This window comes from Mycobacterium persicum, assembly GCF_002086675.1.
GTDB lineage: Bacteria > Actinomycetota > Actinomycetes > Mycobacteriales > Mycobacteriaceae > Mycobacterium > Mycobacterium persicum.
Genome location: NZ_MVIF01000078.1, coordinates 1 through 15,578, shown reverse-complemented (window position 1 = coordinate 15,578; position 15,578 = coordinate 1). Strand labels below are relative to the sequence as shown.

The 15,578-nt window shown below is 69.3% G+C and carries 14 protein-coding genes; 9 read left to right on the top strand and 5 right to left on the bottom strand.

Going from position 1 to position 15,578, the window contains the following annotated elements; translation table 11 throughout:
* Positions 1-17: 17 nt before the first annotated feature.
* On the bottom strand, positions 18-1,448 hold the full coding sequence (locus BST40_RS20425) for an NAD(P)H-quinone dehydrogenase (protein WP_075547725.1): 1,431 nt from the start codon (positions 1,446-1,448) through the stop codon (positions 18-20).
* Between the two features lie 165 nt (positions 1,449-1,613).
* Between BST40_RS20425 and BST40_RS20420 the strand changes: the two genes are divergently transcribed.
* Complete coding sequence (locus tag BST40_RS20420) at positions 1,614-2,093, top strand: gamma-glutamylcyclotransferase family protein (RefSeq protein ID WP_083155292.1); 480 nt, start codon at positions 1,614-1,616, stop codon at positions 2,091-2,093.
* 40 nt (positions 2,094-2,133) lie between these two features.
* Here BST40_RS20420 and BST40_RS20415 read toward each other — a convergent pair whose 3' ends face one another.
* Entirely contained in the window at positions 2,134-2,781 is a 648-nt protein-coding gene (locus BST40_RS20415) for a DUF5134 domain-containing protein (RefSeq protein ID WP_158006354.1), read from the bottom strand.
* Positions 2,782-2,978: 197 nt separating this feature from the next.
* Here BST40_RS20415 and BST40_RS20410 point away from each other — a divergent pair, with 197 nt between their 5' ends.
* Positions 2,979-3,278, top strand: coding sequence for a DUF1490 family protein (locus BST40_RS20410; RefSeq protein ID WP_075547723.1), 300 nt, complete (start codon positions 2,979-2,981; stop codon positions 3,276-3,278).
* 55 nt (positions 3,279-3,333) lie between these two features.
* Positions 3,334-5,649, top strand: a complete 2,316-nt coding sequence (locus BST40_RS20405) for a copper-translocating P-type ATPase (protein WP_089025239.1) — start codon at positions 3,334-3,336, stop codon at positions 5,647-5,649.
* Between the two features lie 495 nt (positions 5,650-6,144).
* Here the strand turns inward: BST40_RS20405 and BST40_RS20400 are convergent, their stop codons facing one another.
* Positions 6,145-7,314: a M20 family metallopeptidase gene (locus BST40_RS20400; protein WP_075547721.1), complete on the bottom strand. Its 1,170-nt coding sequence runs from the start codon at positions 7,312-7,314 to the stop codon at positions 6,145-6,147.
* Entirely contained in the window at positions 7,311-8,498 is a 1,188-nt protein-coding gene (locus BST40_RS20395) for an amidohydrolase (protein ID WP_075547720.1), read from the bottom strand. The genes BST40_RS20400 and BST40_RS20395 overlap by 4 nt, the downstream gene beginning before the upstream one ends.
* Positions 8,499-8,614: 116 nt before the next feature.
* Between BST40_RS20395 and BST40_RS20390 the strand changes: the two genes are divergently transcribed.
* Positions 8,615-9,430: a purine-nucleoside phosphorylase gene (locus BST40_RS20390; RefSeq protein WP_075547719.1), complete on the top strand. Its 816-nt coding sequence runs from the start codon at positions 8,615-8,617 to the stop codon at positions 9,428-9,430.
* Positions 9,431-9,442: 12 nt separating this feature from the next.
* Complete coding sequence (locus tag BST40_RS20385) at positions 9,443-11,023, top strand: phospho-sugar mutase (RefSeq protein ID WP_083155289.1); 1,581 nt, start codon at positions 9,443-9,445, stop codon at positions 11,021-11,023.
* Between the two features lies 1 nt (position 11,024).
* Here BST40_RS20385 and upp read toward each other — a convergent pair whose 3' ends face one another.
* The gene (gene upp, locus BST40_RS20380) at positions 11,025-11,648 is read right to left on the bottom strand and encodes a uracil phosphoribosyltransferase (RefSeq protein ID WP_075547717.1); all 624 of its coding nucleotides are present in this window, start codon (positions 11,646-11,648) and stop codon (positions 11,025-11,027) included.
* A 91-nt stretch (positions 11,649-11,739) separates the two neighbouring features.
* On the opposite strand from upp, the gene BST40_RS20375 reads away from it, so the two are divergent.
* The 4 genes from BST40_RS20375 to BST40_RS20360 form a co-directional block, all read left to right on the top strand.
* The gene (locus tag BST40_RS20375; RefSeq protein WP_425270704.1) at positions 11,740-12,615 is read left to right on the top strand and encodes an alkaline phosphatase family protein; all 876 of its coding nucleotides are present in this window, start codon (positions 11,740-11,742) and stop codon (positions 12,613-12,615) included.
* 48 nt (positions 12,616-12,663) lie between these two features.
* Entirely contained in the window at positions 12,664-13,989 is a 1,326-nt protein-coding gene (satS, locus tag BST40_RS20370; RefSeq protein WP_083155287.1) for a protein export chaperone SatS, read from the top strand.
* 94 nt (positions 13,990-14,083) lie between these two features.
* Entirely contained in the window at positions 14,084-14,377 is a 294-nt protein-coding gene (locus tag BST40_RS20365; RefSeq protein WP_131808313.1) for a hypothetical protein, read from the top strand.
* A gap of 16 nt (positions 14,378-14,393) precedes the next feature.
* Positions 14,394-15,578, top strand: a 1,185-nt coding sequence (locus BST40_RS20360; RefSeq protein WP_158084020.1) for a PPE domain-containing protein, incomplete at its 3' end; no start/stop codon positions are given.

Sequence of the window (15,578 nt, the reverse complement as noted above, 5' to 3'; positions counted from 1 at the left end):
CGTCGCGGGGCTGGCCTTCAGTCGAGATCGTCGTGCGCCATCAGGCGGCGGGCGGCCTCGGTGATCGAGCCCGACAACGACGGGTACACGGCCAGCGTCTGCGCCAGCTCGTTGACCGTGATCCGGTTCTGCACGGCCACCGCGATCGGCAGGATCAGCTCCGAGGCGATCGGCGCCACCACCACGCCGCCGATCACCACGCCGGTGGAGCGCCGGCAGAAGATCTTCACAAACCCTTGACGCAAACCCGACATCTTCGCCCGGGCGTTGGTCCGCAGCGGCAGCATGATGGTCCGCGCGGTCACCGACCCGTCGTCGATCGCCGACTGCGGCACCCCGACAGCGGCGATCTCGGGCCTGGTGAACACCGTCGCCGCGACCGTGCGCAACCGGATCGGGCTGACGCCCTCGCCCAGCGCGTGATACATCGCGATCCGACCCTGCATGGCCGCGACCGACGCCAACGGGAGCAGGCCGGTGCAGTCGCCGGCGGCATAGATGCCGGGCACCGACGTCCGCGACACCCGGTCCACGGTCAGGTAGTTGCCGGGCCCGAGCTCGATTCCGACCCGCTCCAGGCCCAGGCCGCCGGTGTTGGGCACCGACCCGATGGTCATCAGGGCGTGGCTGCCCTCGACGGTGCGGCCGTCGGTCATGGTGACCAACACGCCGGTGTCGGTACGGGTCACCGATTCGGCCCGGGCGTTCTTGACCAGCCGGACACCGCGTTCGGCGAACGACTCCTCCAGGACCAGCGCCGCGTCGGCGTCCTCGTACGGCAGCACCCGGTCGCGGCTGGCCACCACGGTGACCTGTACACCGAATTCGGTGTAGGCGTGGACGAACTCGGCGCCGGTGACTCCCGAACCCACCACGATCAGGTGCTGCGGCAGCGCCTCCAGGTCGTAGAGCTGGCGCCAGGTCAGGATGCGTTCACCGTCGGGCCGCGCCGACGGCAGTTCCCGCGGGCTGGCCCCGGTGGCGATCAGCACAACGTCGGCGTCGTGCTCACTGCTGACGGGGCCGTCCGGCCCCGAATGGGAATGGGTCGCCCTGACCCGGTGGCGGGCCAGGCCCGGGGTGGGGTCGATCAGCTCGGCCCGGCCGGCGATCACGTGGACTCCCATGCCGAGCAGCTGGGCGGTGATGTCGGCCGACTGCTCGGCAGCCAGTGCCTTGACCCGGGCATGGATCTGCGGCAACGAGATCTTCGCGTCGTCGATGTCGATGTCGAAGCCCAGGCGCTGCGCCCGGCGCAGCTCGGTGCGCAGGCCGGTGGAGGCGATGAATGTCTTGGACGGCACACAGTCGTCCAGCACGGCGGCCCCGCCGATCCCGTCGGAATCGATGACCGTGACTTGGACCGATTCGGGGTGTGCGGTGGCTGCGACGATGGCGGCCTCGTAGCCGGCCGGGCCGCCGCCGATGATCACGATGCGGGTCACCACAGGCTTAACCTAGCCCGGTCGCCCGGTGCTGCACGAGCAGGCCGCAGCGCGGCTCAACGGCAGCGGCGGCGCGGCACGCCCCAGCACCGAGTGAGGGCTGCATCACACTCGCCGCAGACCCTCGGGTAGCCGCCATCGATACGGCCGACGTTTAAGCTTTCTCCCGTGCCGCTCTACGCCGCCTATGGGTCGAACATGGATCCCGAGCAGATGCTCAAGCGAGCACCCCACTCACCGATGGCCGGAACCGGCTGGCTCAACGGCTGGCGGCTGACCTTCGGCGGTGAGGACCTCGGCTGGGACGGGGCATTGGCCACCGTCGTCGAGGACCCGGATTCCAGGGTGTTCGTCGTGCTCTACGACATGACGCCGGCCGACGAGAACAACCTGGATCGCTGGGAGGGCTCCGAGTTCGGCGTCCACAAGAAGATCCGGTGCCGCGTGGAGCGGTTGTCGTCGGACACCACCACCGACCCGGTCCTGGCGTGGCTGTACGTGCTGGACGCCTGGGAGGGTGGGCTGCCGTCGGCACGGTATCTGGGGGTGATGGCCGACGCCGCCGAAATCGCCGGCGCTCCGGCCGATTATGTGCACGACCTGCGCACCCGCCCGGCCCGCAACATCGGTCCCGGGACGACGACCTGACCCGCGCCGGGGTGGGCTGTCCCGGGCGAGCCGGCGGGTATTACCCCATGACGCCGAACATCAGCGCCGTGCCGACGGCGGCGAAGGCCTGCGACAGTAGCCCCAACTCGGCAAGCCGGCCGGCACCAGCCGACCGGCCGGCTCGCCGCGCGCCGACGTAACGCCATAGCCAGAGCATGGCCGCGACCGCGAACCCCAGGGTCACGATCCAGTTCGCCGTGGCGATCCACGATCCGGTCTGCGGCATCTGGGCTGCGGGCATCGACCCGCCGGCGATGTGCGTCGGCGCCGAGCCCGCCAGCATGGGGTCGGGCGAATGATCGCCGTGGGCCGCCGGGCCGCCGTTCATCAGCATGTACATCCACGCCATGGCGATCATCATGGTGGCGTTGTAGCAGTTGGCCATTCGGTCGCCGAGGGTGCAGCGTCGCCGGCCCGCCACGAGTACGAACCAGCCGGCCGCCAGGAGAAAGAAGACAATCGGCACTAGGCCGTGGGAGGCTGGTCCGATCCGCCAGGCCATGGCGATCATGGCCGCCGACATCGACAGGTGCAGCAGGTGGTCGACTGCGACGGTCGAGCGCAGATCCCGGGCGCCGAAGACGTAGGCGTCCGCCGCGATGCTGACGCCGAAGATCATCGCGACCGCCCAGCGCAGTGCCGCGTCGTTCAGCACGGCGGCAGACATCGCGAGGTCGGCTGTGCCTGGCGCGGCGTGGCCGGCGGCTGACTCGGGTGACCGGATTCGCCGGGACCACAAGTGAAATCGCCGCGGTTGCATTCTGTGGACTTGCCGTGAAAGAAGCCGACTTCGACCATGCTAGTACCCTACCGGGGTATTGTAGTTTTGCAAGCTGGCACGCACGATAGGAAAGGTTCGTTCACATGGTTTCATGGCATGGGCTCTTGGCGAAGTCGGTACCCACATTGGTGACCGGCGTGGTGGGAGCGGCGGCGTATGAGGTGCTGCGCAAGACGGCGGTGAAGGTGCCGTTGCGGGAGGCGACGGTCGCCACCACGGCGTGGGGACTGCGTGGGCTGCGCACCGCGGAACGCAAAGCCCAGCAGAGCTCCGAGCAGGCTCGGCTGACGCTGGCCGATGTGATCGCCGAGGCGAAAGAGCGTATCGGAGAAGATGTTTCACAGTCACAGGTAGCGGGCGGGTGCGATGACCACGATCGCTGAGCTGCGCCCCGACGCGGACGTCGAGCTGACCGTCGTATCCAATGCCGCAGGACGGATGCGGGTTCACGTCGGCGGGTCCGGTTTCGACGAGATTCGTGCCGTCGCGACCGAAGAGACCGTCGCGACGGTGGCCGGTGTCCGGGCCGTTCAGGCATATCCGCGAACCGCCTCGGTGGTGATCTGGTTTTCGCCCGGGCACTGTGATACCGCGGCGGTGCTCGCGGCAATCGTTGATGCCCAACACCTTCCGGCCGAGTTGGTGCCCTCGCGCGCCCCGCATTCGGCTGCCGAGCGCAACGGTGGCGTGATACGCACGATCATCGGCCGGCTGCTGGGCCGTTCGCGCGACGTCCCCGCGGATCAGGGCGGATGCGGCGAGGTTCAGGTCTCCTCGTGCCATGCCTCGCCCGGCGCGGATCCCGCAGCCGAGCGGCGGACCTGGTTGCGCCGGGTCTGGCTGGCCTGGCCGTTCGGGTTGCTGTCGGCCGGGTTGACGATGATTGCCGCCCCGTGGGCAGGGTGGTTGGCGTTGGCCGTCACGGTGCCGGTGCAATTCATTGCCGGCTGGTCGATTCTCAAGGAGGCCGTCGTGCAGGCCCGGGCGTTGAGCGCCAACATGGACACGCTGATCGCGCTGGGCACGCTGACTGCCTTCGGCTACTCCACCTACGAGCTATTCGCAGGTGGCCCACTGTTTTTCGACACCTCGGCGTTGATCATCGCGTTCGTGGTGCTCGGCCGCTATCTGGAGGCCAGGGCCCGGGGCAAGGCGTCGGAGGCGATCAGCAAGCTACTTGCCATGGGCGCCAAGGAGGCCCGGCTGCTCATCGACGGCGAGGAGCAGCTGGTCCCGGTCGACCGGGTGCAGGTCGGCGACCTGGTGCGGGTACGGCCCGGGGAGAAGATCCCGGTCGACGGCGAAGTCATCGACGGACGCGCCGCCGTCGACGAGTCGATGCTCACCGGCGAATCGGTCCCGGTCGAGAAAACCGTGGGTGACCGTGTTGCCGGGGCCACGGTCAACGTCGACGGGTTGCTGACCGTGCGCGCCGTCGCCGTCGGGGCAGACACCGCGCTGGCGCAGATTGTGCGTCTGGTCGAGCAGGCGCAGGGCGGCAAGGCCCCGGTGCAACGGCTGGCCGACCGCGTCTCCGGGGTGTTCGTACCGGCCGTGGTGGGTGTCGCCGCTCTGACCTTTGCCGGCTGGACGCTGCTGGCCGCCAACCCGGTCGCCGGCATGACCGCCGCGATCGCGGTGCTGATCATCGCCTGCCCGTGCGCGCTGGGTCTGGCCACCCCGACGGCCATCATGGTCGGCACCGGCCGCGGCGCGGATCTGGGGATCCTGGTGAAGGGCGGCGAGGTGCTGGAAGCCTCGCAGAAGATCGACACCGTCGTCTTCGACAAGACCGGCACCCTCACCCGCGCCCAGATGCGGCTCACCGACGTGGTAGCCGACGAGGCACACCAGCAAGACCTGGTGCTGCAGCTGGCCGCAGCCGTCGAGTCCGGTTCCGAACACCCGATCGGCGCCGCGATCGTCGCCGGCGCGCGTGAGCAGGCGCTGCCGATTCCGGCGGCAACGGCGTTCGCAAACCTGGCCGGACACGGCGTACGGGCCGAGATCGACGGCCGGGCGGTGCTGGTCGGTCGACGCAAGCTCATCGTCGAGCACGATTTGCTGCTGCCCGAACGCCTCGCCGCCGCGGCCACCGAACTCGAAGAGCAGGGCCGCACCGCGGTGTTCGTCGGACAGGCCGAGCGGGTTATCGGAGTACTGGCCGTGGCCGACACCGTCAAGGACGACGCCGCCGAGGTGGTCCGCCAGCTGCATGCGATGGGACTGCAGGTCGCGATGATCACCGGCGACAACACCCGCACCGCCGCGGCGATCGCCGCACAGGTGGGCATCGACCGGGTGTTGGCCGAGGTGTTGCCGCAGGACAAGGTCACCGAGGTGCGCCGGCTCCAAGACGAGGGCCGGGTGGTCGCCATGGTCGGCGACGGCGTCAACGACGCTCCCGCGCTGGCGCAGGCCGATCTGGGCATCGCGATCGGCACCGGGACCGACGTGGCCATCGAGGCCTCCGACATCACCTTGATGTCCGGCCGGCTCGACGGCGTCGTGCTGGCGATCCAGCTGTCCCGCCGCACCTTGCGGACGATCTACCAGAACCTCGGTTTCGCGTTCGGCTACAACACCGCCGCGATACCGCTTGCCGCGCTGGGCATGCTCAACCCCGTCGTGGCGGGCGCGGCGATGGGGCTCTCCTCGGTCAGCGTGGTGACCAACTCCTTGCGGCTGCGCCGCTTCGACCGGCTACCCACAGCCCCGAAGGAACTCCCCGGCGCGAGTGAACCCACCCGTTGACACGCTGCCGGGTTGGGACGGCGCTGATCTCCGCTCCCATCAGCCACATCAGTCTCCATGGCTCAAACCGCTTGTGGTGGCAGGCGTTCGGGGATGTCGCACGTGGTTACCGTATGGCTGTGATGTCGAGTGTGCAGTGACGGCTTTGACCGCGCTTGTAGGGCGGGAAAGCCCACGATCGGCCACCGCCAGCGCGCACTCGGCGCCATGCACGCACACTCAGCGCCGCCAGCGCACACCCGGCGGCGCCAGCACACACCCAACCGCACCGGCACGCGATTGCCATCTCCCCACACCGGAGCACGGCCCCACGACCGCCGTCAGCGACAATTCCATTGCGCGCCTTGGCTTGTCGCTGACGCACGGACTGCGCGGATTAATTGCGCACCGGCGACCCCGCAAACCACCGTTACCCGGGGGCCGCAGGCTGAAGCACAACGCGCCCGGGGCGCGCGGTGAAAAGTCCACTGCACCGGGGGATCTGGTAACGCCGGATCAGAACGCCGCCGCCTGCTCGATGATGTTGACCATCACCCGCAGCCCGATGGCCAGGGCTCGTTCGTCGAGGTCGAACGTCGGCTGATGCAGGTCCAATTGCGGGCCGTCGCCCGACCACACCCCCAGCCGCGCCATGGCTCCGGGAACCTCCTCGAGATACCAGGAGAAGTCCTCACCGCCGCCGGACTGCCGGGTATCGGCCAGCACGTCGGGGCCGACGGCTTCGATGGCGTGGGTCAGGATGCGGGTCGAGACGTCCTCGTTGACCACCGGCGGCACCCCGCGGTGGTACTGCAACGTGTGCTCGATGGCCAGGGGCGTCAGTAGCGCGTCGACCGCGTGGCGGATGATGTCCTCCAGATCCACCCAGGTCTGCCGGCTGGCGGTGCGGACAGTCCCGGACAGGATGCCGGTTTGCGGAATGGCGTTGGCGGCCACGCCCGCGTTGACCGCGCCCCAGACCAGCACGGTGCAGTTGCGCGGGTCGATGCGGCGTGACAGCACTCCGGGCAGGCCGGTGATCAGCGTGCCCAGGCCGTAGACCAGATCGGCGGTCAGGTGCGGACGCGACGTGTGGCCGCCCGGCGAATACAGCGTGATCTCTATCGAATCGGCTGCCGAGGTGATGGGGCCGTGCCGGACCGCGACCCTGCCCACCTCGAGGCGGGGGTCGCAGTGCAAGGCGAAGATGCGCGACACTCCGGTGAGCGCACCGGCCGCGATCGCGTCGATGGCGCCGCCGGGCATCAGCTCTTCGGCGGCCTGGAAGATCAGCCGCACCCCCACCGGCAACTCGGGCACCGACGCCAACGCCAGCGCGGTACCCAGCAGAATCGCGGTGTGCGCGTCGTGCCCGCAGGCGTGCGCGACATTGGGCATGGTCGAGGCATACGGCGCGCCGGTGCGCTCGGCCATCGGCAGCGCATCCATATCGGCGCGCAGCGCTATCCGCGGCTGATGTTCCGGGCCGAAGTCGCACGTCAGTCCGGTGCCGCCGGGCAGCACTTTGGGGTTCAGGCCCACGTCGGCCAACCGCTCGGCCACGAACTGAGTGGTGGCGTACTCCTGGCGGCCCAACTCGGGGTAGCGGTGGATGTGCCGACGCCAGGCGACCAGGTCGTCGTAGTGCGCGGCCAGCCACGACTCGGCAGTGTCGACCAGGCTCATCGGGCCGCCGCCCGGCGTTGTCGCGCAGCCAGCACCCGGTCCCGCTCTTCGGGGGTCTCGGCGAGGCGAACAACCGTGCGCGCCAACATGATTGCACCGTCGATGACAGCTCGGTCGGCACTCGGTCCGGCCGCGGCAGCGGCGAAGGCGCGCTGGTGAACCGTGGCCCCGCCGGCCTCGACACCGATCACCGGATGGATCCCCGGTAGCACCTGCGTCACATTTCCCATATCGGTGCTGCCCATCGGCAGCCCAGTCTCGGCGGCGGCGGGCACCGGGTCGCGGCCCAGCCGGCGCATTTCTTCTCGGCACGCGTCGACGAGCCATGGATCGGGATTCAATTCAGCGTATGGGGTTGCGGCGGCGTCGATTTCGTATTCGCAGCCGGCGGCCAGCGCTCCCGCGGCGAAGCAGGCATACGCCCGGCCCTCCAGGTCGCTCAGCGATTCCGAGTCGTGGGCACGCATCGCGTACTGCAGCATCGCGTGCCCGGGAATCACGTTGACCGCCTGCCCGCCGTCGATGACGATGCCATGCACCATCTGCCCCGGCGCCAGTTGCTGCCGCAGCAGCCCGATGGCCACCTGCGCGACGGTCACGGCGTCGGCGGCATTGACGCCCAGATGCGGGGCGACGGCGGCATGTGATTCCTTGCCGCGGTAACGCACGGTCACCTCGGACAGCGCCAGCGACCGGGCCCCGGCGATGTCCGTCGGCCCCGGGTGCACCATCACCGCCAGCGACACGTCGTCGAATGTCCCGGCCTGCAGCATCAGCGCCTTACCTCCCCCGGACTCCTCGGCGGGAGTGCCCAGTAGGGCAACGGTCAGGCCGAGGTCGTCGGCGACCTCGGCCAGCGCCAGCGCGGCGCCCACCGCCGACGCCGCGATGATGTTGTGGCCGCAGGCATGCCCGATCTCGGGAAGCGCATCGTATTCGGCGCAGATCCCGGTCACCAGCGGGCCGTGGCCGAAGTCCGCCCGAAAGGCCGTGTCCAAGCCGCCGGCGGCCGCGGTGATCGCGAAACCGCGTTCGGCGACCAGCGTCTGCACCTTGGCGCAGCTGCGATGTTCGGCGAACGCCAACTCCGGCTCGGCGTGGATGGCGTGGGAGAGTTCGACCAAGTCACTACCGCGGCATCGCACCAATTCCTCAACGCGGTCGGCAGCGGTGAGTGCGGGCATCCTCGCAGTATCTCATCGAAGCGGACCGGTCCACTGGCCAGCAGACACAGAGTCGCATCGCGCCGCCGAGCGGCGTGCGACTCTGTGTCTGCTGGCGCTGAGTAGGCTCGCGCAGTGTGACTGACCCGCTGCCGGAGCCCGTAGAACTCGCCCGGCACGCAGCGCAAGTTATCGCCGGGCGCACCGGGATCGGCCGTCATGACGTCGCCGTCGTTCTCGGGTCGGGATGGGCTGCGGCCATCGCCGCGCTGGGCCGGCCAACGGCCGTACTGCCCCAGGCCGACGTGCCGGGGTTCGCACCGCCCCGGGCCGCCGGACATGCCGGCGAGCTGCTGTCCGTGCCGATCGGCGATCACCGGGTGCTGGTGCTCGCCGGCCGCATCCACGCCTACGAGGGCCACGACCTGCGCCACGTCGTCCATCCGGTGCGCGCGGCGTGCGCGACGGGAGCACACACCGTCGTGCTCACCAATGCCGCCGGCGGGCTGCGGCCGAATATGCAGGTCGGTCAGCCGGTGCTGATCAGCGACCACCTGAACCTGACGGCGCGGTCCCCGCTGGTGGGGGCGCAGTTCGTCGACCTGACCGACGCGTATTCGCCGCGGCTGCGCCAGCTCGCCCGTCAATCCGATCCGCGGCTTACCGAAGGCGTGTACGCCGGCCTGCCCGGGCCGCACTACGAGACGCCCGCCGAGATCCGGATGCTGCAAACGCTGGGCGCCGACCTGGTGGGCATGTCGACGGTGCACGAGACGATTGCCGCCCGCGCCGCGGGTGCCGAGGTGTTGGGCATCTCGCTGGTGACCAACCTGGCGGCCGGCATCACCGGTCAGCCGCTCAGCCATGCCGAGGTGCTGGCCGCCGGTGCGGCGTCGGCGGCCCGGATGGGCGCGCTGCTGGCCTCAACGATCGAACGCATAGCGCGCGTCTGAACCGTGACGCCCGTGACGCCCCAGGAATGGATCGCCCACGATCCCGATCCCGAGACCGCCGCCGAGCTCGCCGCCTGCAGCCCCGGCGAACTCGCCGCGCGGTTTGCCCGCCCACTGACCTTCGGCACCGCGGGGCTGCGCGGACCGGTGCGCGGCGGGCCGGACGCGATGAACCTCGCGGTGGTGCTGCACGCCACCTGGGCGCTGGCTCGGGTGCTCGCCGAGCAACCCGGCGCGCGCTCCCAGACCGTCATCGTCGGGCGCGACGCCCGGCACGGCTCGGCGGCCTTCGCCACCGCCACCGCGGAAGTTCTTGCTGCCGAAGGTTTTTCGGTGCTGCTGCTGCCCGATCCGGTGCCCACACCGGTCGTGGCGTTCGCCGTTCGCCGCACCGGCGCCGCAGCCGGGATACAGATCACGGCGTCGCACAACCCGGCGACCGACAACGGGTACAAGGTGTACCTCGACGGCGGTATCCAGATCGTCTCGCCCACCGACCGCCGTATCGAAGCCGCGATGGCCGCCGCACCGCCGGCCGATCAGATTGCCAGAAAACCCGTCGAACCCGTCCACACCGATCTGCTGGACCGCTACATCGAGCGTGCGGCCGCGGTCCGCCGCTCGACGGGTTCGCTGCGAATAGCCCTGACCGCGATGCACGGCGTCGGCGGCGCGGTAGCCGTCGAAACCCTTCGCCGGGCGGGCTTCACCGACGTGCACACCGTCACATCGCAATTCGCACCCGACCCCGACTTCCCCACCGTCGCCTTCCCCAACCCCGAGGAGCCGGGCGCCACCGATGCGCTGCTGGCCCTGGCCGCCGATATCCACGCCGACGTCGCGATCGCGCTGGATCCCGACGCCGACCGGTGCGCGGTCGGCATACCCGCCGAAACTGGTTGGCGGATGCTCTCCGGAGACGAAACAGGTTGGCTGCTAGGCGATTACATCCTGTCGCACCCCCCAACAGGGCCACGGACGGTCGCCAGCACGGTGGTGTCGTCGCGGATGCTGGCGGCGATCGCCGCCGACCACGGCGCCGTCCACGTGGAAACTCTCACCGGGTTCAAGTGGCTGGCCCGCGCCGACGCCGACCGGCCCGGCACGCTGGTGTACGCGTACGAGGAGGCGATCGGGCATTGCGTCGACCCCGCCGCGGTGCGCGACAAGGACGGCGTCAGCGCCGCCGTATTGATGTGCGATTTGGCGGCGACGCTGAAACGGCAGGGCCGTTCGGTGCCGGACAAACTCGACGAGCTTGCTCGCCGCTACGGCGTCCACGAGGTGGCGGCGGTGCCGCGGCGGGTCGCCGATGCCGGCGAGGCCGATGCGGTGATGACGCGGCTGCGCCACACCCCACCCGACCGGCTGGCGGGTTTTCCCGCGACCGTCACCGACATCACCGACGCGTTGATCTTCACCGGCGGCGACGGCGACACCTCGGTCCGGGTGGTGCTGCGACCCTCGGGCACCGAGCCAAAGCTGAAGTGCTACTTGGAGGTTCGCTGCGCGGCGGCCGTCGACGTGGCCGCCGCGAGGCGGCGGGCCAGGAAGTTGCGCGCCGAGCTGGTCACTTCGGTGGGCAGCTGGTGATTCAGCGGGGGCCGAATTGGCGGTCGCCCGCGTCGCCGAGACCCGGCACGATAAAGGCCGCTTCGTTCAGCCCCTCGTCGATGACGGCGGTGAACAACCGCGCGGTGGGCGCCACCTTTTCCAGTGCCGCAATGCCTTCCGGCGCCGCGCACACACACAGCACGGTGATGTCGCTCGCCCCACGGGACAACAGCAGCCCAACCGTGTACATCATCGATCCGCCGGTGGCCAGCATCGGGTCCAGGACCATTACCGGCAGACCATTGAGGTCGTCGGGCAGCAATTCCAGATATGACACCGGCTGATGCGTATTCTCGTCCCGGCCGACACAGACAAAGGCCACGTCCGCCTCCGGTAGCGCCGCATGCGCCTCGCCGACCATGCCCAATCCGGCGCGTAGCACCGGTACCAGCAGCGGCGGTTTGGCCAGCCGCACTCCCGTCATCTCGGCGAGCGGCGTGCGGATCGGGACCGGCTCGGTGGGCGCGTCGCGGGTCGCCTCGTACACCAGCGCGAGTGTCAGCTCATGCAACGCGGCCCGGAAGGCGGCGTTGCGGGTGCGTTCGTTGCGCAGCACGGTCAGCCGGGCGGCCACCAGCGGGTGGTCGATGACGTGGACATCCACGGGGTGTGACCCTATAACGATCGGGCTCACGCCGGCTGACACGCTGAATCTCGCGCTGCGGCGGGTCGACGCCGCCCCCTATACTCCGGGCGTGCGCGGGTGTCTGGCGGGTGGGGGTCGAGCCCTGGCGGTCTTCGCTGCGGTGGCGGTGTCGGGGTGGGGCCAGGTCTGGGCTCATGACGGGGTGGAGCCGACGGCGGCGGCGCTGCCGATGTTCTCGCACGTGGTGATCGTGGTGGAAGAGAACCGCTCGCAGGCCAACATCATCGGCAACCCGGCGGCGCCGTTCATCAATGCGCTTGCCGCCAACGGCGCGATGATGGCGCAATCGTTCGCCGAGACGCATCCCAGCGAACCCAACTACCTGGCGATGTTCGCCGGCAGCACCTTCGGCCTGACCAAGAACACCTGCCCGGTCGACGCCGGCTCGACGCCCAACCTGGCCTCCGAACTGCTGGCCGCCGGGCACACTTTTGTCGGTTTCGCCGAGGATCTGCCCGCGGTGGGCTCGACCGTCTGCGGTGCCGGCAAGTACGCGCGCAAGCACGTGCCGTGGGTCAATTTCAGCAACGTCCCACCAACGCTGTCGGTGCCGTTCAGCGCGTTTCCGCAGCCGGAGAACTACCCGAGTCTGCCGACGGTGTCGTTCGTCATACCCAACGCCGACAACGACATGCACGACGGCTCCGTCGCGGCGGGCGATGCCTGGCTCAACCGCGAACTGTCGCCGTACGCCAACTGGGCCAAGGCCAATAACAGCCTGCTCATCGTCACGTGGGACGAGGACGACGGCAGCAGCCGCAACCAGATTCCGACGGTGTTCTACGGGGCGCACGTGCAGCCGGGCACTTACAACGAGCAGATCAGCCACTACAACCTGCTTTCCACGCTGGAGCAGATGTACGGCCTACCCAAGACGGGCAATGCAATGAACGCTCCCCCGATCACCGATATTTGGAGCGGCTGAGCACTACCGGGCCGGGGCCATCGCCCGGCCGTCGCTATTCTGTGCCGCATGGCTGCTGACCTCGTGCCCATCCGCCTGGGCCTGTCCGACGGTGACCGCTACACGCTGTGGGCACCGCGCTGGCGTGACTCCGGCGACGAATGGGAGGCGTTTCTGGGTAAGGACGAGGACCTGTATGCCTTCGAGAGCGTCGCAGACCTGGTGGCATTCGTCCGCGGCGACACCGACAACGACCTGGTGGACCACCCCGCGTGGCAGGAGCTGACCGAGGCGCACGCGCACAACTTCGATCCGGATGTCGACAAGACGTTCGATCTGGTGGTCGTCGAGGAGCTGGTGGCCGAAAAGCCGACCGAGGAGTCGGTGGCAGCGTTGGCGGCGACGCTGGCGATCGTGTCCTCCATCGGATCGGTGTGTGAACTGCCGGCGGTGTCGAAGTTCTTCAACGGCAATCCCACGCTGGGCACCGTGTCGGGGGGCGTCGACTACTTCACCGGTAAGGCGGGCCAAAAACGCTGGAATGCGATCGCCGAGATCATCGGGCGCAGCTGGGACGACGTGCTCAAAGCCATCGACGACATCGTCAGCGTTCCCGAGGTCGACGCCGACCTGGCGGCCAAGGCCGCCGACGAATTGGCCGAGGAGCCCGAGGAACCGGAAGAGCCGGAGACCGAGGGCGACGAGGAGGAGGCTGTTGATGAGGTCGCGGCGGCGGAGTCGGCCGGCCCGGACGATACCGACGACAGCGACGCCGATCTCCACGAAGAAGACGCCGAAGAAGAAGCCGAAGAAGATGAAGCCGCGGCCGCCGTCGTTCTGGGTAGCGACGAGGACTTCTGGCTGAAGGTCGGCATCGACCCGGTGCAGATCATGACCAGTGCCGGTAACTTCTACACCTTGCGTTGCTATCTCGATGATCGCCCGATCTTCCTGGGCCGCAACGGTCGCATCAGTGTGTTCAGTTCCGAGCGGGCGCTGGCCCGCTATCTTGCCGACGAGCACGACCACGACTTGGCGGACCTGAGCACCTACGACGACATCCGTACCGCGGCCACCGACGGCTCACTCGCGGTGGAGGTCACCGATGACAATGTCTATGTGCTGACCGGGCTGGCCGACGATTTCGCCGATGGGCCTGACGCCGTGGATCGTGACCAGCTAGATCTGGCGGTCGAGTTGCTGCGCGACATCGGCGACTATTCGGAAGAAAGTACCGTGGATAAGGCGCTGGACCCGGGCAAGCCGCTGGGCAAGTTGGTCGCCTACGTGCTCGATCCCGACTCGGTCAGCATGCCCGCGGGCCCCTATGCCAAGGCGGTACGCGAATGGGAGCGAGTGGAACGGTTCGTCGAGTCGCGGCTTAGGCGCGAATAGGGCGCGTGCCGGTGATGGCAGGCGCGAATAGTGCCGCCAAGTTTAGGATCATCGCCTGACGTTTGTCTGCGCGCGGGGAGTGAGGTCTCAGGTGATGGTGTTTGCGGTGGAGTCGGCTGTGGTGGGGGCTTCGGCGATGACGCAGGCGGGGTTGGCGGCGAGGCTAGGTGCTGGGGTGGCCGCGGCTGCACCGACGTTATCGGCGGTGGTGCCGGTGGGCGAGGATGCTGATTCGGCGGCGTGCACGGCGGTGGTGGACGCAGCGTATTCGAGCATCGCTGGTGAGCATGCGGCGGAGCGCGGGGTGTTTTCTGACGCCCAGTCGATGGCCGGCGCGACGATGGCGGTGGTTAGTGAGGCGATGCGCGCGGCGGCCCTGACCCGGTAGCAGTTAGCAGGTTGTGGTGGTGCATCCCTGGTCGGCGTTTTCGCCGGAGGCCAACTACACGGCGTTGGCCTCGGGGTCTGGTCCGGCCCCAACGTTGGCCTATGCCGAAACATTGAGCGCGCAGGCGGCGCACATACAGGCCGTGGTGGCGGCCTCGACAGCCACTGGGGCGGCCACCTATGGCACCACGTGGCGCGGGGTAGGGGCTTCGGCTTCGGCGGTGGCCCAGGCCGCGTTGGATACCCAGCATGAGCTGCTGGCAGCAGCGCTACTGGAGAAGGCATCCCATGTCGCGGCGGCGGCCGGTGCCCATCAGAGCGCGGTGGCCTCGATGGTCACCGCGCAGGAGGCAGAGGCCAATCGACGCGATGAGGCCACCGCCCAGCAGATCAACCCGCTGGTGTGGGGGGCGTTGACCCCGCATATCGTGGCGTTGAATCTGGAGTATTACGGGCAGATGTGGCCGCGTAATGCGGCTGCGGGCGCGGCCTACGGTGCGGCGTTGCGCGCGGCCGCGGCGGCGATCATGGTGCCGTTTCCACCGGCGGTGGCGGGAGGGTCGCCGGCTGCGGCGGCGGCGGGGTTGGCCGAAACCGGGGCGATCAGCGCGGCCGAAGCAACCCTGCAGGCCGGCGAGCAAGGCGCGCACGCGCTCATCCCCCCGCCAACCGTCGGTGCCGGGATGGGGGGTGCGCCGCCGGCGCCGTTGGCCGGCTCGGTCTCAGCGTCGGCGTCCCCAAGTGGTGCCTCGGCGGCGGCCACGCCCGCCGGGGCTCAGACACTAGCCCGGGCGCCGCAGCCTCCGATGGGGATGATCGCCCAGGTCGCACACGCCGGAGGAGTCGCCGCCCCCAGCCCAGCCATCCCGGGGCCAGGTTCTGCGCAGCTCAGCGAGGCGATGCAGAGCCGCGCGGACACCCTATCCCCGCCAGCCGGATCGGGTCCAGGAACCGGTGGTGTGGTCAGCGGTTATCCCGGTGCGGGAGCAACCAGCTACATTCGGCCCACCGGTGACGGTTTCACCCCGCCGGTCGTGAAGCGACCCGGCAGCGGCACACCCGCTGGCATGCTCACCACCGCTACGCTGCACAGTCCGGTCACCACCGGGCCCAACTCGACGGTGCAGCCGTTGGCCTACGTCCACCCACAGCCACCACGACCCGGCGGCGCGTCGTCACCAGCGCCCCGCTCGACCCCGGCG

Bases quoted from the DNA above. Each gene is read 5' to 3' on its own strand.
- BST40_RS20415 (WP_158006354.1), bottom strand. From the start codon at position 2,781: ATGTCTGCCGCCGTGCTGAACGACGCGGCACTGCGCTGGGCGGTCGCG.
- BST40_RS20410 (WP_075547723.1), top strand. From the start codon at position 2,979: ATGGTTTCATGGCATGGGCTCTTGGCGAAGTCGGTACCCACATTGGTG.
- BST40_RS20405 (WP_089025239.1), top strand. From the start codon at position 3,334: ATGCGGGTTCACGTCGGCGGGTCCGGTTTCGACGAGATTCGTGCCGTC.
- BST40_RS20400 (WP_075547721.1), bottom strand. From the start codon at position 7,314: ATGAGCCTGGTCGACACTGCCGAGTCGTGGCTGGCCGCGCACTACGAC.
- BST40_RS20395 (WP_075547720.1), bottom strand. From the start codon at position 8,498: ATGCCCGCACTCACCGCTGCCGACCGCGTTGAGGAATTGGTGCGATGC.
- satS (WP_083155287.1), top strand. From the start codon at position 12,664: ATGGCTGCTGACCTCGTGCCCATCCGCCTGGGCCTGTCCGACGGTGAC.
- BST40_RS20365 (WP_131808313.1), top strand. From the start codon at position 14,084: ATGGTGTTTGCGGTGGAGTCGGCTGTGGTGGGGGCTTCGGCGATGACG.